This window comes from Nitrobacter sp. 62-23, assembly GCF_001897285.1.
Classification (GTDB): Bacteria; Pseudomonadota; Alphaproteobacteria; order Rhizobiales; family Xanthobacteraceae; genus Nitrobacter.
On sequence record NZ_MKSM01000081.1, the window covers coordinates 18,552 to 39,332 of the forward strand.

Sequence of the window (20,781 nt, forward strand, 5' to 3'; positions counted from 1 at the left end):
CGCACTCGACGTGCTTAAGAATGCGTCCGACTCCCGCACCACCTTGAGCGGTGCTGGAAACTTCTGATCGAACTGCGTCGCATTCCAGTTCGCTTTCGTTAGTGCGAGTACGTCCTTCGCCAGCGTCAGGATTTTGCTGTCTGAATTCTCATGGGCACACAAATAGCAAAGAGAGCGGTCCGCGCAGGCCAGGGAATGTCCTGCCGCGCATGTACAGCGAGCGCTTGCCGTCCAAATCGACGAACGTGCCGCTCAAAACAGGATGATTGCCTTCCCGGAAGATGGCGATTGGGGAACTCCTCTGTACCATACGAGGTCGGACATCTGGATGCCGGACTTCTCGAGGGCGACGTCGATACCTGATGATACAATAGCCACGACGAGGCTTGTTGGTTCAAGGGGCCGGTAAGAAGAGTGTCGCCAAAGCCAGGAGGAGCGCCGTGACAACGATAGGCGCGCCCACTGCCCATTGAGATTAAAGTACTTCTATATCGACGAGCGACATTTCGTTCAGCGCAACCAAGACAAGTTCGGCACTCCGAGTTCGGACCGGTCGAAGAGCATATTGACATTCTTCGTCTATTGAGGACACGACGGATAAGACGTGGCGGTTGCAAGTACATCGAATCCGGGGTCGTGTATGACTATGGAAAGCCAGGCTGTAGCATCGAAGCTTTCGCGCGCGGCGATCTTCCTCGTCGCGACGCTGAACGATGGCGAGACCAACCTGAATTCCGTTCGCACCATGTGCGGCGATCTGGCTGGTTTCGTGCGCGCGGTCGGCTTTCGCGATCTCGACGGTGGACTTTCCTGCATTATGGGTTTCGGCTCGGACGCGTGGGACCGGCTGTTCGGCGATCCGCGACCGAAGGAACTGCATCCCTTTCGTGAAATTCGTGGCCGTCATCATGCGATGGCAACACCCGGAGATCTCCTGTTTCACATCCGCGCGCGGAGCATAGACCTGTGCTTCGAACTTGCGATGCAGATCATGACTCGGCTAGACGTCGCGATCACAGTCGTCGATGAGACGCACGGCTTCAAATTCTTCGACCAGCGCGACATGATCGGTTTCGTCGACGGAACCGAGAATCCGGTCGGACCGGAGAGCATCGATGCGGTGCTGATCGGCGATGAGGACCTCGCCTTCGCCGGCGGCAGCTACGTCATCGTCCAGAAATATCTACACGATCTCAAGGGCTGGAACGATCTGCCGATCGAGCGGCAGGAAGCGATCATCGGCCGCAAGAAACTCTCCGATATCGAACTGGAGGATGTTGTCAAACCCTCCTGCGCGCACAACGCTCTCACCTCGATCACCGACGAGGACGGAAAGGAACTCAAGATCGTACGGGACAACATGCCGTTCGGCGAGATCGGCAAGGGCGAGTTCGGCACCTACTTCATCGGCTATACACGATCGCCGTCGCGGATCGAGCGGATGCTCCAGAATATGTTCGTGGGCAATCCGCCTGGTGACTATGACCGACTGCTCGATTTCAGCCGCGCAACGACAGGGAGCCTGTTCTTCGTTCCGTCCGCCACGCTTCTCGGTGATGTCGGCCCAGCCGCGATGAGTTCTGCGGCGCCTGCTCCGCGATCTGCCAAATAGATGCTATTCTCCCGCGGTCGGCAAGATTCATGCTTACGTGAATAGCAATGGTCTGCTGGTACGGCTGGCACAGACACCGAGTGAAGACGATGACAGTCGCCTTGCGGGAAAGCCGAAAGCAATCGAAGATCTGATTTGGTTCAGCCCGTATCCTCTCCGTACCCGTAATGAAGTCGAACGGACATTGATAGGATCAAGCAATGTTGTCCGATCGCGAGGCGCTATGACCAGCTTTCCACCAACTATTTTGCTTTCGCCTCACTCCAGCCCAGTGTGAGCTGCTCGGACGGATAGATGATCGAGGTTCCATCGACTTGCGCGAAAGATGTTAGCTTGTGCGATCGATAACTGGCTTCCGATAGAATTTCGATAACTGGCACGCCACGCACGTCGAGCGCGTCGGCGACGAGCGAGCGATGGCAGCGCCATGGCACGGCCTCCGCACACATGATGGCTGTGCGCTTCTGCCGACCCATCCGAACGAGCGTCTCCACTGCATGAGAGAACTCCGCAGTCTGCATGTAATCGGCGTAGCCGCGGAAACTCTTGTTGCGCCAACCGTCATTTGGGGAATCTTTCCGGGCACGCCGCAAACCGCCCAATGTTCCCATATGTGCATACTCGATGTGGGCGGCCTTAAGACTGCCGGCGAGAGCCTCACTCCCAAACTGCGGATTGTGTCGCGAACCCGGTATCGTGCGGATATCGATGAGCTGCTCAATGCCGTAGATTTTCAGCAGTTCGACGAAACGCTCGATCGGCAAAGTCGAATGTCCGACGGTGAAGATCGTGCTTTTCGGCCAAGGCGCATCCTGTGGCGGAATATGGTCACTCATGATGGCAAATCGCGACAAAGTCCGTTCGTTAGACAAACTAACCCATCTTAGCGCAATCGATTTCGCGAGGCGATCATGGCTGCCAGCATTCGGACCCCGCGCAATCAGCATCGACTTCGCTGTCGCGTAATCGATAACCAGACTGGCGTAGTTCCGATCATATGCTCTCAACGTCGGTAGATTCTGCAGTAGGATCATTTAGTTGTCGGCACTTTCGCGTCCCCTCCTCGCTTTCGCGAATCCCCGATCCGTCGCGATAAATCGATCCAGCATAGGCACGATCAGTTTCACGGGATCGGTTGGCGGCTGCTGCGTATCGCGGGCCAGCACCTCGGCATAAAGAACGAGATCGCGATGGAGCGTCGCAGGCAGCTCCAGCTTGATGCTCACGGGTTTGTCGTTGGGGATGGGTCCGAGTTTCAGTTTGGTCATAGTCATCCCCTGTAGGGCTCGAGGACAAGATCTCGCGTCACGACGATCCTGACCGGGAAGCCCGGCCGGATGGTCAGCGTCGGTGGGACGTTGAGCTGGCGACGGACGATCTGCTGGCCGGCATCGTTGACGGCATACTGACCACCGTTGCGGATGGCGCGGAGCAACCCATCCTCATCATTGATCGCAAGCTCCGCTCCGACAGAGAGCAGCGTCGACAGGCCGGCGGCCTTGGCCAAGTCCCACCAGTGATAATCAACGCCATCCTCAAGCCCGGCATAGCCCGCGGCATCCGCGCCGGGCTGGCGCTCCAGCACGACGGAGCGACCATTCGGGAGAATGAGCCTGTTCCAGACGAGCAGCACGCGGCGCTGGCCGAACTGCACATTGTTGTCGTATTGCCCAATGACGCGCGTGCCCTGCGGTAGAAGCAGGATGCGCCCGGTCGGGCTGTCGTAGACGTTCTCCGTCACCTGGGCGGTGATCTGACCCGGCAGATCGGAGCGGATGCCGGTGATCAGCGCCGCCGGGATGACGGCCCCGGCCTGCAGCACAAAGGGCGAGGCCGGCGGCATGATGCGATCCGATGATGTGGTACGGCGATCGACGGCGGCGTTGAGGAAAGCAAGCTGCTTGTCCTGCACAGTCGGCTGGCTGCGCTGGCCGGTCACATCAAACCCACCGTCATTCGGGAGGGGCATCATGCCGGCCTGTGTTGCGGCTGTAGTCGCCGCGCCCGGCGCGGTCTGGAAAAAGACGCGGCTGGTGCGTGCTGCCTCTTCCTCGGCCAGCCGGCGCTGCTCGGCCTCATCGACCCTTGGTGCCGCAATCGTCGGCGGCACCACGGGCTGGCCCCGGTTCTGCGCATCCACGATCGGTCGCCCGAGATCGCCCGGCAGCGGCGGGCCGAGAATCGGCCCGGTGTAGTCGCGCGGCAAGCCCGCCAGACCATCGGCGGGTTGCCTGTTCGTCGTCGAGTAAAGCTCCTTGCCGTCATCGCCGGGCTTGCGGGTCTGAAGCGCATAGATCAGCGCACCGCCGACGCCGAGTGACACGACGACGACAATACCGGCGAGCATCTTGCGCGAGAGACGGCTGACGCGCGGCGGCCGGGCGCGAAGCCGCATCAGGGCAGCGGCGCCGGTCTGGTTCTGGCTATGGCTCATTGTGACGGCCTCCCGTCGGTGCGGACGATCCTGACGGTCTGCTGCCTGTCGCCGCTGCCAAGGCGCAGTTCGGCCGCGCCGAACAGGCGATCGACGATCAGGATGTTGCGAAAGATGCGGCTGTTGGCGATCTGCGCCTCGCCCTCCGGGCCGATGACGAAGATCGGCGGCATCTCGCCCTGCACGACGCCACGCGGAAACTCGACGTAGACGCGGCGGCCGTCGTCATAGACGGCAACCGGCTTCCATGGCGGATTGTCGCCGGTGAGGCCATAGCGATAGTTGCGCGCGGCCGCTGCCGGAATCACCGGCGTCGCCGGAATGCTCTGGCGCAACCCTGTTGCCGTCTGCGGATAGGCCCAGGAGACGGACGGCATGTAGGGCTTCTTCCCGGAGCGCAATTCGAGCAGATAGGTGCGACGATCCGTGGTGACGACCAGGTTGGTGGTGATGTCGGGACGCGACGGCTTCACCAGCACATGGACACGGCGGGTTTCGCCGGAGCCGGATTCGGTGTCGCCGATGATCCAGCGTGCGGTGTCGCCGGCCGCAATCGGTCCCGTCCCGGTCAGACTCTCGCCCGGCTCCAGGGCGATATCGGTGATCTGCCCGGGCGCGGCATAGACCTGATAGAGCGCGCCCTCGGACCACGGATAGATCTGGATGGCGTTGTAATAACCCTCGCGGCGTGGCTGGACGCGGGCGGCGTTGTTGGCGTTCTCGATCCGGGCGACGGGTGTGGGCGCGGCCGTGCCGCCTTTCGCCGGCTTCCAGACCGGCGGGATATGCAGCGACCGTAGCCGATGATCCGTAACGGACGCGGGTATGGCCGGCAATGGCGGGACATCGGCGTCGTAGCTGATCCGCGGCGGCTTCTGCGGCATGGCGCAGCCGGCGAGCATCGAGCCGGACAGCAGCAAGGCCGCGATGGAGGATTTACGGAGGGAGGCAGTCCCGCAGGCAAACTTCCGCGCGGGGAGAAAGATCCTCATTGGCTCATCTCCCGCGACCAGTTGATGGCGTTGACATAGATTCCGAGCGGATTGGCCTTGAGCCGGTCGGCGTCGCGCGGCGGCTGGATGACGATGGTGAGGATCGCGGTCCAGCGTTCGGTGGTGGCGAGCTGGCCGTTGTCGTAGTGCCGCTCGATCCAGGCGACGCGGAAAGAATCCGTGGACGCGCGAATGACGCTCGACACTTCGACCGCGACCTGTTGCTTGCCGACCTTTGTGAACGGGTCGTCCGACCTCGCGTAATCGTTGAGCGCGGCCGCGCCGCGATCCGTGGTCCATTCATAGGCGCGAAGCCATTGTTGCCGGACAATGACGGGATCGGCCGGAATCGAACGAACCTGTTCAATGAAGCGTGCCAGATGCCAGGCCACCTGTGGATCGGTTGGCCGATAGTCGGCCGTCGCCGGCGCGACGGCCTGCGCCTGGCCGAGATTGTCGACCTGAACGACCCATGGCACGACGATGCCGCGTGCCGACTGCCAGACCAGCGCCGCCGCAAAACCGGCGGACAGGATCAGCGATCCGAAGGCCATGATGCGCCAGTTCTTCGCCTGTACGCGCGCGGAGCCGATGCGATCGTCCCAGACCTGCGCCGCGCGCTGGTAGGGCGTCTCGGGCTGAGGTGTCTTGCCGTAATGCGGTGCGGGTCGTTTAAAGGTGCTCATGTGCGATCGCCTTGTGAGAGATTGACGGAAGAGCCGGAGCCATGACCGTCGCCGGAGCGCACGGCGTGAGCGGTCGTCTGGATCGCATGGCTGGAATGGCCGGATCGGCGCATGCGCTGCGCCCAGGCTGGCGGCCCTTGCGCGGCCGATGCCGAGGACGCCGCGCTGCTACCCGCGTTGCCGCCGACGGTGCCCATCGTGGAAGAGCCTCCGCTCGCACTAAGGCCCGATTGCATGCCGCTGTTGAAGCTGGTCTTGACGCTCGCGGCCGCACGGCGAAGCGGCGACATCGCGGCTCTGCCGGCAGCACTGCCGGCCGTGCGCGCGACGCCGCCGAGTCCTGCCGCCACACCGGCTGCGCCGGACTGGCCCATGGAGCCAAGCGTATATGCGGCGGAGGTGGCGCCCGCTGCCGTGGCGCCGCCGCGCACGGCGGCCCCGCCCGTCGAGAGCACGGCTCCGCCACCCTTCGCGGCGAGCATTGCACCGCCGCCGGCGGCGATCACGGCGCCACCGGCCGCGAGGCCCGTGCCGACCGCCGCGCCCGCGCCGAGTTGCGGACCGCCGGAGACGAGGCCATTTGCGATGCCGGGGCCGAATATCCCGAGACCCAACAGCGACAAGGCGGCAAGAACAATGGCCATCGCGTCGTCGATGGTCGGCGTGGCTCCACCAAAACCTTGCGTGAACTGCGAGAACAGCGTCGAGCCGATGCCGATGACGATGGCGAGCACCAGCACCTTGATGCCGGAGGAGATGACGTTGCCCAGCACGCGCTCGGCCATGAAGGCGGTCTTGCCGAACAGGCCGAACGGGATCAGCATGAAGCCGGCCAACGTCGACAGCTTGAACTCGATGAGCGTGACGAACAATTGGATCGCCAGAATGAAGAACGCGAGGATAACAAGCGCCCATGCGAACAGCAGGCAAACGATCTGGATCAGGTTTTCGAACACCGCGAGCCAGCCCATCAGCGGGGAAATCGCATCGAGCAGCGGTCGCGCCGCATCCAGTCCGGTCTGCGCCACCTTGCCGGGGCGCATCAGATCCTGTGCGGTGAAGCCCGTGCCTGACGCCTTCAGGCCGAGGCCGGCGAAGCTGTCGAACACGATCTTCGCAAGGCTGTTCCAGTTGGAAATCAGGTAAGCGAAGACGCCGACGAAGAGCGTTTTCTTCACCAGCCGCGCGATGATGTCGTCGTCCGCGCCCCAGCTCCAGAACAGCGCTGCGATCGTCACGTCGATGACGATCAGCGTGGTGGCGATGAAGGCGACCTCGCCGCCGAGAAGGCCGAACCCGCTGTCAATGTAGCGGGTGAAGGTGCCGAGAAACGTATCGATGACGCCGCTGCCGCCCATGTGCTCACCGCCCCTCATTGGCGGGCCGCGATGCGGGCGCAGTCGCAGGACGCAAGAAACGGGCGCGGGTTTCGGCCCAGACGCGCTGGCATTCCGCGTCACTGGCCGCCTTTTGCCCAAGCTCCTGACAGCGAAGCTGCCCCTCGCGGAGCGGATCGTCCACAGGCTGGACAGCACGCGCCGGCGGCGATGCCGGCGCGTCATCCTTGCGGGTCATCTCGATCGCCGTCGCCGTCAGGGCGATCGCGACGAACACGATGGCACTGAGGCGCGCCAGCATCCTGCCGTCCATGGCCATGCTCCCCCTTTTCTGATTGTCAGTTGCCGCTGTTGAACATCTGCGCGTTGCCGGGCATGTAGCCGCTGCCCGGCGTCAGGAATCGGCGACGCTGCTCGCGTCCCTGTTCGGCCGCAGCCGTGCGCTCGGCCTCGGTCAGCGCGCTGGCCCGGCCATTGGCGGAAATCACCGCGACCAGGTCGGAGAGCTGCTGCGATTGCAGGGCGAGAATCTGATTGCCGGCTTGGGTGGCTTGCAGCGCGCCAGTCGCCCCCTGGCTCTGCGTGAGGAGCGACGACATCTCCGTGCGGTTGGTGTCGATATTCCCGACAACACCGGCCTGCACGCGCATCGCGTCCTGCAATCCGCCGACGGTATTGTGCCAGCGCGAGCGGGCGTCAGTGATGAGCTGCTGGTCCGTCGCGGACATCGACACGCGGCCGTATTGGTTCTGAAACGCCTGGTCGATCTGCTGGACGTTGAAGGCGATGTTCTGCGCCTCACTCAGAAGCTGCTGGGTGCGCTGGACGTTCTGCTGAATCTGCTGGAGCGCGGAATACGGCAGGCTGGCGAGATTGCGGCCCTGGTTGATGAGCATCTGCGCCTGATTTTGCAGGCTGGTGATCTGGTGGGTGATCTGCTCCAGCGACCGCGCGGCGGTCAGCATGTTTTGCGCATGGTTCGACGGATCGAACACGATGATGGCGTAGGCTGACCCCGTTAAGATGGGTGATAGCGCGATGGGTGAGGCAAGCATGGTTGCCGCCATGAGGACGATGCGCGCGCGGGAATGACGGATCATCATGCCAATGTCTCCTTATTGGTGAGGCTGGGAATGAGATCGACCGCCCAGCCGACATCGCGGGCGTTGAGCCACGCTTCCAGAAAGCCGTCGCGGCCGTGCTCGGCGACGATGTTGGCAATCAGCGCCTGGTCGGACTTGGAAGACGCGGCGCAGAGTGCGAGGCCGACTTCGGACAGGCCCAGCTCGAACAGGCGGTTGCCACGCCGCGACTGGCAGTAATAATCCTGCTTGGGCGTTGCGCGCGCGAGGATTTCGATCTGGCGGTCGTTGAGGCCGAAGCGACGATAGATGGCGGTGATCTGCGGCTCGATCGCCCGCTCGTTCGGCAACAGCAGCCGTGTCGGGCAGCTTTCGATGATCGCCGCCGCGATGGCCGAACTGGCGATGTCGGACAGCGACTGCGTAGCGAAGATAACGGAGGTGTTCTTCTTGCGCAGCGTCTTGAGCCATTCGCGGAGCTGGCCGGCGAACCCCTCGTCGTCGAGCGCAAGCCAGCCCTCATCGATGATGAGCAGCGTCGGCCGCCCATCGAGGCGATCGCCGATGCGATGAAAAAGATAAGCCAGCACCGCCGGCGCCGCGCCCGTGCCGACAAGCCCCTCGATCTCGAACGCCTGGACGTCGGCGGAGCCGAGATATTCGGCTTCCGCGTCGAGCAGCCGGCCGTAAGCACCGCCGACGCAGTAGGGCCGAAGGGCTTGCTTCAGGCTGTTGGATTGCAACAGAACGCACAGCCCGGTGATGGTGCGTTCCTCGACCGGCGCCGTGCTCAGCGACGTCAGCGCCGTCCAGATATGCTCCTTGGCTTCCGGCGTGATGGTGACGCCTTCCCGCATGAGGATGGCGACGAGCCAATCCGCTGCCCAGGCCCGCTCATAGGTGTCGTGGATGCCGGCAAGCGGCTGGAGCGAGACGGAAGCGTCCGAGCCTTCGGTCAGGCCGCCACCGAGATCGTGCCAGTCACCGCCCATGGCGAGCGCGGCCGCCCGGATCGAGCCGCCGAAATCGAAGGCGAAGACCTGACTGCCCTCGTAGCGGCGGAACTGGAGCGCCATCAGCGCCAGCAGTACGGATTTGCCGCTGCCCGTTGGCCCAATGATGAGTGTGTGGCCGACATCGCCGACATGGAGGGAGAACCGGAACGGGGTTGAGCCTTCGGTTCTGCCATAGAGCAATGCGGGTGCACGTAAGTGCTCGTCCCTCCCCTCGCCCGCCCACACGGCGCTGAGAGGGATCATGTGGGCGAGATTCAAGGTGCTGACCGGTGGCTGGCGGACGTTCGCGTATGCGTGCCCCGGCAGAGAACCGAGCCACGCATCCACCGCGTTGACGGTCTCGGTCATGGCCGCGAAATCGTGGCCCTGGATGACCTTCTCGACCAGCCGCAGCTTCTCATCCGCAAGACGCACCTCTGTATCCCAGACCGTGATGGTCGCGGTGACGTAGGCCATGCCGGCGACATCTTGCCCAAGTTCCTGCAGGGCCATATCGGCGTCCGCCGCCTTGTTCGCGGCGTCGGTGTCCACGAGCACGGATTGCTCGTTGGTCATCACTTCTTTCAGGATCGCGGCGATGCTCTTGCGCTTGGCGAACCACTGCCGCCTGATCCTGGTCAGCAGACGCGTCGCATCCGTCTTGTCCAGAAGGATCGCGCGCGTTGACCAGCGATACGGAAACGCCAGCCGGTTGAGATCGTCGAGGATGCCCGGCGTGGTCGCGGTCGGGAAACCGATGATGGTGAGGATGCGGAGACTCTGGTCGCCAAGCCGCGGCTCCAGCCCGCCGGTCAGCGGCTGATCGGCGAGCAGCGCGTCGAGATAGACCGGCGTCTCTGGAACGCGGACGCGATGGCGGCTCAATGAGACGCAGGAGTGCAGGTAGGTCAGCGTCTCGACGTCATCGAGCCAGGCGCATTCGGGCATGAAGCCATCGAGCAAGGCCAGCACCCGGTCGGTGCGATCGACGAACGCGCGCATCACCTCATGGGGATCGACGCCGGAGCGTTCGCGTCCTTCGTAGAGCCATGTCTCGGCGCGCGCGGCTTCCTCGGCCGGCGGCAGATAGAGGAAGGTGAGATAGTAGCTCGATACGAAATGCGCGCCCGCTTCCTCGAAATCGGCCTTGCGCTCGGCGTCGACCAGCGCGGACGCCGGATCGGGAAAGGTGCTGTTCGGATAGGTCGAAGCCTCATGCCGCTGGGCTTCGACGAAAATGCTCCAGCCGGAGCCGAGGCGGCGGAAGGCGTTGTTGATGCGGCCGGCGACGGCGACCAGCTCGGCCGCGACGGCGGAATCCAGATCGGGACCGCGAAACCTGGCGCTGCGCTGGAAACTGCCGTCTTTATTAAGCACGACGCCGGGACCGACCAATGCCGCCCATGGCAGATAATCGGCAAGACGCGAAGCGGTGCGGCGGTATTCGGCGAGGTTTATCATGACGGGCGATTTCCTCAGACCGCCAGGAAAGCCGAAATGCGCAGATGCCGCCGCCCGACTTCCACGAACAGAGGATCGCGCTTCGCGGCCCACACGGCCGCGAAATGACCGATGGCCCATATCAGGAGCCCGACCAGCCACAGGCGCAGGCCGAGGCCGACCGCGCCGGCGAGCGTCCCGTTGAGGATCGCGATCGAGCGCGGCGCACCGCCGAGCATGATGTGCTCGGTGAGCGCGCGATGGACGGGAATTGAGAACCCCGGCACGGCGTCAAGCTGCTCGAATGCGACGGCCATCACACCAGCGCTCCGCCACCGAAGGAGAAAAACGACAGGAAGAAGCTCGATGCCGCAAAGGCAATGCTGAGACCGAACACGATCTGAATCAGCCGGCGGAATCCTCCGCTGCTGTCGCCGAACGCCAGCGTCAGCCCGGTCACGATGATGATGATGACCGCGACGATCTTGGCGACCGGCCCCTCAACCGACTGGAGTATCTTTTCCAACGGCTGTTCCCATGGCATCGACGAGCCCGACGCGTGGGCGGCGGGCGTTACGATGATGGTGATGGCGAGTGTGGCGGCGATGGTCGCGATCATGCGATAGCCACGCGAGAGTGTGTGGATCATTCTGGATCTCCATTTGAAGTAGCAGCAGGTGCGATGCGGTAGTCGCCGTCCGGCTCAAGCCCTTCGACGCGCGTGAGTTCGGCGAGCCGGCGCGCAGCGCCGCGGCCGGAGAGCACGGCAATGAGATCGATGGTCTCCGCGATCAGCGCGCGCGGGACGGTGACGACGGCTTCCTGGATGAGCTGTTCAAGCCGGCGCAGCGCACCGATGGCGCTGCCGGCGTGAATGGTGCCTATGCCGCCGGGATGGCCGGTGCCCCACGCTTTGAGCAGGTCGAGGGCTTCCGCGCCGCGCACCTCGCCGATCGGGATACGGTCGGGGCGCAGGCGCAAGCTGGAGCGCACAAGATCGGAGAGCGTCGCCACGCCATCCCTGGTGCGCATGGAGACGAGGTTGTCCGCGCGGCATTGCAGTTCGCGGGTGTCCTCGATGAGGACGACGCGATCGGCACTCTTTGCCACCTCGGCGAGCAGTGCATTGGTGAGCGTGGTTTTGCCCGTGCTGGTGCCGCCCGCGACAAGGATGTTGGCGCGGGACGCGACGGCCGCGCGCAACGTCATAGCATGATCGGCGGTCATGATGCCGGCGGTCACGTAGTCGTCGAGCGTGAACACGGCGACGGCCGGCTTGCGGATGGCGAAGGCCGGCGCAGCCACGACCGGCGGCAACAGGCCCTCGAAGCGTTCGCCGGTCTCAGGCAGTTCGGCCGACACGCGTGGTGAACGCGCATGCACCTCCGCACCGACATGGTGCGCAACCAGCCGCACGATGCGCTCGCCATCAGTGGCCGACATCGTCTCGCCGGTGTCAGTCAGACCCTCGGACAGCCGATCGATCCAGATGCGGCCATCGGGATTCAGCATCACCTCGACGACCGTGGGATCTTCGAGAAAGCGCGCGATCGCCGGCCCCAGCGCCGTGCGCAACATGCGTGCACCACGCGCGATCGCTTCCGGCTTGTTGTATGTGGCAGTCATCCCGGCCCCGCTTCATCACGGGGCGCATCACAGAAGTCCCCGGATGGGGATGACTAAAAGAGCCTGAAGTCGGGCTGATTCAACAAGTATCTCAGCGCGTGCGGAGATCGGCGGCTATCGGCGGCAAATAGGACAGTCAGAGTCTTTCAGGGACGGCAGATCACTGTGGCACGGGAGACCCGGCAAATCAGGCGTGGCCGATAAAGGGCTTCTGTCGCATGAAGCTGCTATTCTCCAGGCAGTCCAGAATAAATGCCTCCACTTCGGCGCGGGTGATGGAGCTAAGCTGCAATCCCGACGGGATGTCCGTGTAAACCTGAAACGGCCCTGACGCTGCGCGCGTTGAGAAGGGAGCCGGACGAATGATGGTCCAGTCCAGATCGCTCCGCTCGATCATGATCTCTTGCCGGTCCTTGTCGGCATAGCGATTGCGTGTGAACAGCGGGAAGGTGACGAAGTTGTAGAACCATCCACCGTGTCCTTTGGTGTTGCCTGCGCCGATTCCGGTAACGGCTATGAGACGTCTCACCCCGGTCGCCTGCATCGCGGATATCAGCACTTCGGTCGCAGCGGAAAACAGCGTGGTCTTGCCGATGCTACCGATGCCGACGCAAAAAACGACGGCATCGTGTCCGACGATGTTCTGTTGCAGGAATGCCCTGTCGGTCGGTAAGCCGGCAGCGACCTGTACTGCCGCCGTTTCCGTCACCTTTCCCGCCGTTCGGGTTTGCGCCGTCACGCGATGACCACGCGACACGGCTTGTTGTAGCAGGCTGGAGCCTACCCCTCCCGATGCTCCGAGCACGAATAGCCGCATGACAAAGTGCTCTCGTCACTACGCCGACTTGCGAGGACGCCCACCCTTTGCGCCGTTGGCGCGGGACGCGGCAGCCTTTGCCGGCGAGGTGGCGCGTCCAGCATGACCGGCCATCCAGGCTTTGGTACCGAAAATGCCAGCCATCAGACCCGGCAAGGACAGGTCAACGTCCAGTTCTTCCCAATGCAGGCCGTAACCCCGGCCAAGGATTTCCACTGCGGCGAGTTGATCGTCAGTGGCGGTCTCAAGCCCCTGCGCGAGATAAGGTGGAAAAGCGAAGGTGCAACCATTCTCCAGATCGACGATCACCCGGCTGGAGGTGCGATCGTATCGTGCGGCAGCAGCGCGCGGCTCATTGGCGTGCGCGACGCGGCCCCGCTTCAGCGCGGCGTCGATTGCGGCATCGGTCAAGTCAGCCATGTATCTCCCTCCATCGCACCAGAAACGCTTCGCTGTGCTCGATCACGACATCCATCGCGCGACGCACCTCGCTTCGCTTCATGTCCTCGGCCCAGACCAGTTCCGGCCTGCCATTGGGGTCGGTCAGGTTGATCTTGGCGTGGCCATCGCCAAACACATGCACATGGGCAGGCTCATGGTCGTCGGTGAAGATGACGATGCGGAACCCATGCGCGCGGTAGATCGTGAGCATGGAATAGATAACCTATCGCGATGGGTTTTTCAAGGAGTCATCGGCCGCGCTCTCGCCAGCCGGAACATCCTGCGTAGATTGCGCCGGCATGTCCCGCGACAGTTCCTTGAGGAACCTGTCTCCCGTCGCCAGCCGCCGACCGAGGGTCTGCATGAAGCCCTCGAACCGTTCGGCTCCCTTTGCGCGGGCGGCAGCCTGTGCGCTCTCCGGCAGCGGCGGCGTGGAAGCAAGCCAGATGTGGACGAACAGCGAGACGGTCTCGCCCAGGATGGCGAGATCTTCGTGGAGCGTGTCGATCTGGCGGCCGAGCCTGTCCAGCCGGCGTGACATCGCGGCTTCCAGTTTGTCGACGGAGTCGCCGGACAGGAAGGACGCAACTGCAGCCTCGATGATGGCGGATTTCGACACCTGCCTGCGCAGCGACAGTGCTCCGACCCGCGCCAGCAACTCCGGGTCGAAATAGACGTTCATACGGGTGCGTGTCGTCATGGTCGGACCTTAAAGTTCGATGCCATCGGCCGGGTCCAATGAGACTTGCCGCGCGACGATCCGCATCCGCTGGCGGATGGCGTGCGCCTTGGCGGCGTCGACATCGGGCTCATCGTCCAACAGGCCCAACTCCTGTTCGGGCGGTCGCGGCGGCGCGACGATGTCCTCATGCTCGGGCAATTCCGGCTCGCGACGGATGCCGGCATTGGCCGGGTCGCCCTCGACTCCGCCGGTCGGGAAAGGGGCCGTCGCATTCGCCGCGGCGACGACACGGCTCGACCAGTCGTCCGATGGCGGTTGTCTGGTGGCCGCCGGCTCCGGCGGGGTCAGAATGCGCTCCTTGAACCGCGCATCCTCGAAATACCGTGCCTTGGCGGCGCGGATTGGCGGCGTGCCCGCGACCATGACGATCTCGTCGGTCGGCGGGAGTTGCATTATTTCACCGGGCGTCAAAAGCGGCCGCGCGGTTTCCTGCCGCGACACCATGAGATGGCCGAGCCATGGCGCAAGCCTGTGTCCGGCATAGTTGGTGGAATCGCGCAACTCGGTCGCGGTGCCGAGCGCATCACTGACTCTCTTGGCGGTCCTTTCGTCGTTTGTGGCGAACGCGACCCTGACGTGGCAATTGTCAAGAATAGCGTTGTTCTGTCCGTAGGCGCGCTCGATCTGGTTGAGGCTCTGAGCGATCAAGAAGCTCTTGAGACCGTAGCCAGCCATGAAAGCGAGCGCGGATTCGAAAAAATCCAGGCGGCCGAGCGCAGGAAACTCGTCGAGCATCAACAGCAGGCGATGGCGCGTGCCGGATGTTTTCAACTCTTCGGTCAGCCGTCGGCCGATCTGGTTGAGGATCAACCGGATGAGCGGCTTGGTGCGGTTGATGTCGGAAGGTGGGACAACGAGGTAAAGGCTGACGGGATCGCGGCTTCCGACAAGATCGGCAATGCGCCAGTCGCAGCGCGCCGTGACGCGCGCCACCACAGGATCGCGATACAGACCCAGGAACGACATGGCGGTGGAGAGCACGCCCGACCGTTCGTTCTCGCTTTTGTTGAGCAACTCGCGGGCCGACGAGGCGATAACGGGATGGACGCCGGCTTCTCCGAGATGCGGCGTGTCCATCATCGCGCGCAATGTCGCCTCCACTGGGCGGCGGGGATCGGACAAAAAGCTGGCGACGCCGGCCAGGGTCTTGTCCTTCTCCGCATAGAGGACATGCAGGATCGCGCCGACCAGCAGCGAATGGGATGTCTTTTCCCAATGATTCCGTTTGTCGAGACTGCCTTCGGGATCGACGAGGATGTCCGCGATATTCTGCACGTCGCGCACTTCCCATTCGCCCTGCCGAACCTCCAGCAAGGGATTGTAGGCGGCGGACTTTGCGTTGGTCGGATCGAACAGCAGGACGCGGCCGTGCTTCGCCCGAAAGCCGGCCGTCAGCGTCCAGTTTTCTCCTTTTATGTCGTGGACGATGCAGCTTCCCGGCCAGGTCAGCAGCGTCGGCACCACGAGGCCGACGCCCTTGCCGCTGCGCGTCGGCGCGAAGCAAAGGACGTGCTCGGGACCGTCGTGTCTCAAATAGTCGCGCTCGTATCGGCCAAGCACGACGCCGTCGGGATCGAGCAACCCGGCGGCGCGGATTTCCTTGTCCTCCGCCCAGCGTGCCGAACCATAGGTCGCGATGTTGCGCGCTTCGCGTGCGCGCATGACCGACATCAGAATTGCGACAGCGATGGCGATGACGCCGCCCGATGCGGCAATAATGCCACCCTCAACAAAGATCGTTGGCGCATAGGCGTCGAACACGTACCACCACCAGAACAGCACAGGCGGATAGTAGACCGGCCAACCAGCCAGCTCGAACCATGGGCTACCGAGCTGCCCCTGAAAGCCGAGACGCCACGCGGTCCATTGCGTCGCCGCCCAGGTCGTCACCAGGACGATGATGAAGACGACAGCGATCTGACCCCAAAGGATTCGGCCTCCACGCATATTGGCTCCAATCGGCAAAGAGATGGAGCCGATCAGACAATAGGCGTTGGCGTGACAGGCAACAGGAAACATGATGCGGGAGGGCTGCCGGATACTATCGGCGGCAAATAGGACGGGTTGCGCCGACGGCACGTCTCGCTATGGAGGCTAGGGAAGACCGCGACGAAGCGCGCGGAGACTCAGTCCGCCCTGCTCGTCCGGCTCATTTGGCCGGCGAGATCAAGCAAGTCTCTCAGCGCAGCGGCGTGGTTGAATGGCGACCAGACGGCCGAGAAGGCGACGGGCTCGGCTTCGTCGGAAATGGGCAGGAAGGTGACGCCGGGTATTTGTTGGAGCGCCACGGATGCACCGACGATGCTGACGCCAAATCCTTGCGCGACCATTTCCAGCAATGAGCAGCGTCCCACATCGAAACGCAGGATCGACGGCGCAGGCCGATGCCGGGCGAGGCGTAGAACAATATGGTCATGGGCTTGCGGGCCGATGCCTCCGTGGCGGACAAGGAAGGTCTCATCCGCCAGAGCATCCCAGGTGACGGCGCGATGTTTCGAGAGGGAATGGTTCGCCGGCAGCACGACGAAAAGCGGTTCGGTCCACATCTGCCGGGAATGGCAATCCGGCGGATCCGTTGCGCCGGCCACAAACGCCACGTCGATCCGGTCGGTACGAAGCTGCATCAAGGCATCGCGCGCCGTGCTCTCCGAGATCTCCACGTTGACGCCGGGATGATCATCCCGATATCGCGCGATCAGCCCTGCGAGGAAGCTGTGTGGGATCAACGCATAGGTGCTGACGCGGAGATGCCCCTGTTCGCCGCGCGTGAAGGCGCCCACCGTTTTCACGGCATGGTCGATCTGGTCAATGCCGGCGGCAATCTGCTCGACAAAATGCCGGCCTGCCTCTGTCAGCCGAACGCCTTTTGTGTTGCGCTCGAACAGAAGGATGCCGAGGTCGTCTTCCAGCGTTTTCACCCGCGTGCTGACGCTGCCCTGGCTGACGCCGAGCGTGGTGGCCGCATGCCGGAAGCTCAGATGCTCCGCGACTGCGAGGACATAGATCAGGGAAACGAGCGGGAGACGTCCGCCAAGCGCCGGGGAGCGGCTGAGGCTGCTGCGTGCAAGTCTGTCGATGCCGGACGGACGACGCATTGGGGCCGGTCCTTCACTGGACGGATATGCAATGACCTCGATGCGACCGTCTCACTTCGTTCGCCATTATCTGGACTTCCGTTAGCGGGCGAGACACGCGTCGGAGATTTCGGCGTCGTTCTTGTCAGCCCCCTCCGCCAGTGAACATCCACGTTCTTCGAGCCAGAGCCGGATTTCCGAGGCCGTGACAGTGCCGACGCCGGGCTCGGACAACAATTCGTCCCAGGTGTAGGCGGTAGCGATCTCGACAAGACACCGGCTGCGCTTGGCAACGGTCCGGCCTCCAAGCGAGGCGTGGCGGCCATGGAGAAGCGCATCGAGGGCTCGTCGGCTGAGGTTGCGGCGCAGGATTTTCTCCCTTGGTTGCGGAGAGAACACCCGCACGTCATGTTCCTCGATGTCAAGGCGCACGGCGATCTCACGAACGCCGAGCCCAACGGCGCGCAGCACCGCCACCTCATCGCGCAGCCAGCCGAGGAAGCGGCGGCGGTTGTAATCGCTTCGCCGCGGGTGCGACTCTGATCGACGTTTGAGCGGCGCCGGGTGTTGATGATCCGATATATCCTCTATCAGAGCCAGCATCGGCATGTCCTCGCATAAAAAAGAGTGGCCAGTCTCTTGATCGGGGCTGCTACTTCACAAGTTTGCTCATTCGGTCGATCACCGAAGCGAAACCATCATAGCCGAGCGGCGCGCGCCCGCAGTCGGCACATTGGCTCTCACCATTGGGTTCGCCAACCACTCAACGCCTAGATCGACAGCACCAGCCAGCCGTGAATTACAAACCAGAAGCGAGCGTTCAAGACTTCCTTGTGTGGATCTCCACTTCTTCGCCTGTATGGGCACCTGATCTGGACCTCTGTACGGACTCGCGTAGCGGTCTTCCAAGAAGAGCATTGGAGCGCTCAACATTCCTAGAACTGGAACGTCGTCGACAGCAGGAACGTGCGCGGCTCGCTCAATTTCATGAACCATGTGTCTGAAGTTGCCCAGTAGTTCCTGTCGAGAACGTTGCGGATGCTGGCGCGGACGATGATCGGTTTCCAGCCCGGCTGCCTGATCGTATAACGCGCGTTCAAATCGATCCGGTACCAGCCATCGACTCTCTGGGTGTTCGGCGTGTCCCGGTATGTGAAGGACTGCCATTGCCCCGACGCGCCCACGGCCAGATCGTTGATCGGCGTATCCCAATCCAGGCCGAGTGTCGCGCGATATCTGGGCAAGCCCGGAAGCCACTTACCGACGTTGGTTCCGTCAGGGGTTTCAACCAGCGTGGTATCGAGGAACGTGAAACCGCTCATGAAGCGAAGCGTCTCGGTTGCCTCGCCGAACGCGGCCACCTCGATTCCCTGATAGCGGACCTTGCCGGTCTCGCCGAACATGAATGTGTTGGGATCCCGAGCGTAGGTCGGCCGTGTCGTGGTGAAGGCGGCGAGCGTCGCCGCGATGCGGCCGAAGTCGATCTTCGCGCCCACTTCCTGTTGTTTTGTCTTGAACGGCGCAAATATTTCGCCGGCATTGATCGCATTGCTCGGCGCGATCGCGCCGGCCTCCAGCGCTTCCATATAGTTGGCGTAGAGCGAAACGTTCTCCAGCGGTTTGATGATCAACGCCGCCGCTGGCGACAGAGCCTCAGCATCATAAAGGGTGTTGCTCAAGAAGGAGAAGCTCTTCACCCTCTGGTGCCTGATGCCCAGCATCAACTGGACGCGCTCGTCCAGGATCGACATGGTATCGGCCAGCGCGAAACCCAGGTTTTCGTTGCGGCTTGACCGCGGCACTTCCGCGGGCGAAGCAAATACACCGAAATCCGGCTGGGGAAAAAGGACAGGGTTATACAGGTTTGAATTCGGCAGAGGGACCGACGAAATCTTTCTGCTCTCGCTCCTGACCTCCTGGGTTGCCCATCCTGCCGCCAGCGCCAGAGCATGATTTACGGGGCCGGTCTGCACGCGCCCTCGCAGCCCGGTCTCCGCGACGCTACTTTGCGTGTAGGAACTGTTTGTATCAGGACCAGTGGAATTTGATAACGTGCCCGCGGCATCCAGAATCGTCCTAGGATTCCAAACTGCCCTCTCCTCCGCAATGCTGCGCCCGGCCGCGGCATAGGCGGTGAGGTTCTCGGTGATATCCCACTCGGCGCGCGTCGTGGCATACTTGCTCTCGATCCGGCTGAACTCCCATCGCTGGTTCGGATTAGTTCTGCTGTCAGGTGGCGCCGGAACCGGAATGTTGCCGTCGACCGACAACGAATTCCGAAGGCCGGTCACGTGCTGGTAGTGATAGCCGACATCGGCGGACAGCCGGACGCTCTCGCCCCTGTAATCGAGGCCGAGCGTTGTCAGCCGCGTCTCGCGCCACTGGTGGTTGATGGGAGTGTCGCCATTGCGATACACTCCGTTGAAGCGGATACCGAACTCCTTGTTGTCGCCGAAGCGCTGAGCCGCGTCCAGGTGCCCGCCGAGCTGACTGTTCATCGCGTATTCCGGCGTGAAGGCGATCAGCGGCTCGTCGCCGGCGCGCTTCGGCACCAGGTTGACGGTACCGAGGCTCGCGCTCTGATTTGGCGGGATACCGTTGAGCAGCGCGCTCGCGCCCTTCAGCACCTCGACCCGCTCCAGCGATTCCACCGCTACCGCGCTGGTCCCTGTCCCCATGATGCCGTAAAGGCCGCCGAAGGACGTGTTTCCGGAGTTAGGGACGATTCCCCGGATATAATATTGATCGCGACTGAACCCGCCGCTCGAGTCGTGCAGTTTGACCACCGATGGATCGTTGTTGAGCACATCGCCGATGCTTCTGGCCTGCTGGTCCTGGATCAGTTTCCGGGTGTAGGCGGTCTGACTGAACGGCGTGTTCATCATGTCCCGGTTGCCGAGCATGCCGAGTTGGCCGCCGCGCGCAATTTGCCCCCCGGCATAGGCCGGAGGCAGTGACATGGTTGAATTTGGATTTGCGGCTCCCTGCACGTCGATGGTGTCTAGCGCGATCGCGCCGGCCACGTTCGCGCCGCCACTACCTGCATTGGCTGTACCCGAAACTAACGCCGCGCTCGCCGGGCCTGTAATGCTGACCTTGACGCCCGTTCCGGCCACCATGGTTTGTAGCGCCTGAGCCGGCGTCATGGCACCCGAGACAGCGCGCGTGGTCGTCGAGCGGGCGATGTCGGATGAGTATCCGACCTGCCAGCCAGTGACACGACTGAATGCATCTACCGCGGAGGAAAGCGGCTGAGCGGGGATCGAGAATTGAACGGTGCGGGCCGTCTGCTGCGCCTGGGCGGGCGCGATGACGGGTGCATTCGCGGCACCATAGGCAAGGATCGTCGAACCGAGCAGAGCACCTGCGAGACGTTTCCTCCGTCCGCCCTTACTCGACACCGAAATGTTAGTCTGATCTACGATCCCCCGATCGTTCATCGCTCGCTGCCCTCAACGGATGCAGAGGGCTGTTTTCACACCTTGTGAAAACTCGGCCCTCAC

At 63.0% G+C, this 20,781-nt stretch carries 21 protein-coding genes and 1 pseudogene; 2 read left to right on the top strand and 20 right to left on the bottom strand.

Features of this window, described 5'->3' with window-relative positions; translation table 11 throughout:
• Window positions 1–646: 646 nt before the first annotated feature.
• Together BGO16_RS06975 and BGO16_RS06980 are read left to right on the top strand one after the other, a co-directional pair.
• Entirely contained in the window at window positions 647–1,612 is a 966-nt protein-coding gene (locus BGO16_RS06975) for a Dyp-type peroxidase (protein ID WP_292617916.1), read from the top strand.
• Window positions 1,613–1,634: 22 nt separating this feature from the next.
• Window positions 1,635–1,906: pseudogene (locus tag BGO16_RS06980) on the top strand (IS5/IS1182 family transposase); the annotation flags it as partial.
• Here the strand turns inward: BGO16_RS06980 and BGO16_RS06985 are convergent.
• The 20 genes from BGO16_RS06985 to BGO16_RS07080 form a co-directional block, all read right to left on the bottom strand.
• The gene (locus BGO16_RS06985; RefSeq protein WP_292617887.1) at window positions 1,855–2,559 is read right to left on the bottom strand and encodes a DUF488 domain-containing protein; all 705 of its coding nucleotides are present in this window, start codon (window positions 2,557–2,559) and stop codon (window positions 1,855–1,857) included. The pseudogene BGO16_RS06980 and the gene BGO16_RS06985 sit on opposite strands and share 52 nt — an antisense overlap.
• Window positions 2,560–2,646: 87 nt before the next feature.
• Window positions 2,647–2,880: a DUF2274 domain-containing protein gene (locus BGO16_RS06990; protein WP_292617888.1), complete on the bottom strand. Its 234-nt coding sequence runs from the start codon at window positions 2,878–2,880 to the stop codon at window positions 2,647–2,649.
• Between the two features lie 2 nt (window positions 2,881–2,882).
• Window positions 2,883–4,046 (bottom strand): TrbI/VirB10 family protein, encoded by a 1,164-nt coding sequence (locus BGO16_RS06995; RefSeq protein WP_292617889.1) that lies wholly within the window; start codon window positions 4,044–4,046, stop codon window positions 2,883–2,885.
• Window positions 4,043–5,038: a P-type conjugative transfer protein TrbG gene (gene trbG / locus BGO16_RS07000; RefSeq protein WP_292617890.1), complete on the bottom strand. Its 996-nt coding sequence runs from the start codon at window positions 5,036–5,038 to the stop codon at window positions 4,043–4,045. The genes BGO16_RS06995 and trbG overlap by 4 nt, the downstream gene beginning before the upstream one ends.
• Window positions 5,035–5,724 (bottom strand): conjugal transfer protein TrbF, encoded by a 690-nt coding sequence (gene trbF, locus BGO16_RS07005; RefSeq protein ID WP_292617891.1) that lies wholly within the window; start codon window positions 5,722–5,724, stop codon window positions 5,035–5,037. The genes trbG and trbF overlap by 4 nt, the downstream gene beginning before the upstream one ends.
• Complete coding sequence (trbL, locus tag BGO16_RS07010) at window positions 5,721–7,082, bottom strand: P-type conjugative transfer protein TrbL (RefSeq protein WP_292617917.1); 1,362 nt, start codon at window positions 7,080–7,082, stop codon at window positions 5,721–5,723. Before trbL ends, trbF begins: the two co-directional genes overlap by 4 nt.
• Window positions 7,083–7,086: 4 nt before the next feature.
• The gene (gene trbK-alt / locus BGO16_RS07015; RefSeq protein WP_292617892.1) at window positions 7,087–7,374 is read right to left on the bottom strand and encodes a putative entry exclusion protein TrbK-alt; all 288 of its coding nucleotides are present in this window, start codon (window positions 7,372–7,374) and stop codon (window positions 7,087–7,089) included.
• Window positions 7,375–7,399: 25 nt separating this feature from the next.
• A complete protein-coding gene (gene trbJ / locus BGO16_RS07020) occupies window positions 7,400–8,164 on the bottom strand; it encodes a P-type conjugative transfer protein TrbJ (protein ID WP_292617893.1) in 765 nt (254 codons plus the stop codon).
• Complete coding sequence (trbE, locus tag BGO16_RS07025; RefSeq protein ID WP_292617894.1) at window positions 8,161–10,599, bottom strand: conjugal transfer protein TrbE; 2,439 nt, start codon at window positions 10,597–10,599, stop codon at window positions 8,161–8,163. Before trbE ends, trbJ begins: the two co-directional genes overlap by 4 nt.
• 14 nt (window positions 10,600–10,613) lie before the next feature.
• Window positions 10,614–10,895 carry a VirB3 family type IV secretion system protein gene (locus BGO16_RS07030; protein ID WP_292617895.1) on the bottom strand — a complete coding sequence of 94 codons (282 nt, stop codon included), beginning with the start codon at window positions 10,893–10,895 and terminating at the stop codon, window positions 10,614–10,616.
• Window positions 10,895–11,227 carry a TrbC/VirB2 family protein gene (locus tag BGO16_RS07035; RefSeq protein ID WP_292617896.1) on the bottom strand — a complete coding sequence of 111 codons (333 nt, stop codon included), beginning with the start codon at window positions 11,225–11,227 and terminating at the stop codon, window positions 10,895–10,897. Before BGO16_RS07035 ends, BGO16_RS07030 begins: the two co-directional genes overlap by 1 nt.
• A complete protein-coding gene (gene trbB / locus BGO16_RS07040; protein WP_292617897.1) occupies window positions 11,224–12,204 on the bottom strand; it encodes a P-type conjugative transfer ATPase TrbB in 981 nt (326 codons plus the stop codon). Before trbB ends, BGO16_RS07035 begins: the two co-directional genes overlap by 4 nt.
• A gap of 187 nt (window positions 12,205–12,391) precedes the next feature.
• A complete protein-coding gene (locus tag BGO16_RS07045) occupies window positions 12,392–13,021 on the bottom strand; it encodes an NAD(P)H-binding protein (protein ID WP_292617898.1) in 630 nt (209 codons plus the stop codon).
• Between the two features lie 18 nt (window positions 13,022–13,039).
• The gene (locus BGO16_RS07050; RefSeq protein ID WP_292617899.1) at window positions 13,040–13,441 is read right to left on the bottom strand and encodes a DUF2442 domain-containing protein; all 402 of its coding nucleotides are present in this window, start codon (window positions 13,439–13,441) and stop codon (window positions 13,040–13,042) included.
• On the bottom strand, window positions 13,434–13,673 hold the full coding sequence (locus tag BGO16_RS07055) for a DUF4160 domain-containing protein (protein WP_292617900.1): 240 nt from the start codon (window positions 13,671–13,673) through the stop codon (window positions 13,434–13,436). Before BGO16_RS07055 ends, BGO16_RS07050 begins: the two co-directional genes overlap by 8 nt.
• A 12-nt stretch (window positions 13,674–13,685) precedes the next feature.
• The gene (locus tag BGO16_RS07060; RefSeq protein WP_292617901.1) at window positions 13,686–14,162 is read right to left on the bottom strand and encodes a CopG family transcriptional regulator; all 477 of its coding nucleotides are present in this window, start codon (window positions 14,160–14,162) and stop codon (window positions 13,686–13,688) included.
• Between the two features lie 9 nt (window positions 14,163–14,171).
• The gene (locus tag BGO16_RS07065; protein ID WP_292617902.1) at window positions 14,172–16,151 is read right to left on the bottom strand and encodes a conjugal transfer protein TraG; all 1,980 of its coding nucleotides are present in this window, start codon (window positions 16,149–16,151) and stop codon (window positions 14,172–14,174) included.
• A 179-nt stretch (window positions 16,152–16,330) separates the two neighbouring features.
• A complete protein-coding gene (locus BGO16_RS07070; RefSeq protein ID WP_292617903.1) occupies window positions 16,331–17,299 on the bottom strand; it encodes a LysR family transcriptional regulator in 969 nt (322 codons plus the stop codon).
• Window positions 17,300–17,380: 81 nt separating this feature from the next.
• On the bottom strand, window positions 17,381–17,881 hold the full coding sequence (locus BGO16_RS07075; protein ID WP_292617904.1) for a hypothetical protein: 501 nt from the start codon (window positions 17,879–17,881) through the stop codon (window positions 17,381–17,383).
• 332 nt (window positions 17,882–18,213) lie between these two features.
• Window positions 18,214–20,679, bottom strand: a complete 2,466-nt coding sequence (locus BGO16_RS07080; RefSeq protein ID WP_292617905.1) for a TonB-dependent receptor — start codon at window positions 20,677–20,679, stop codon at window positions 18,214–18,216.
• Between the last annotated feature and the right edge of the window lie 102 nt (window positions 20,680–20,781).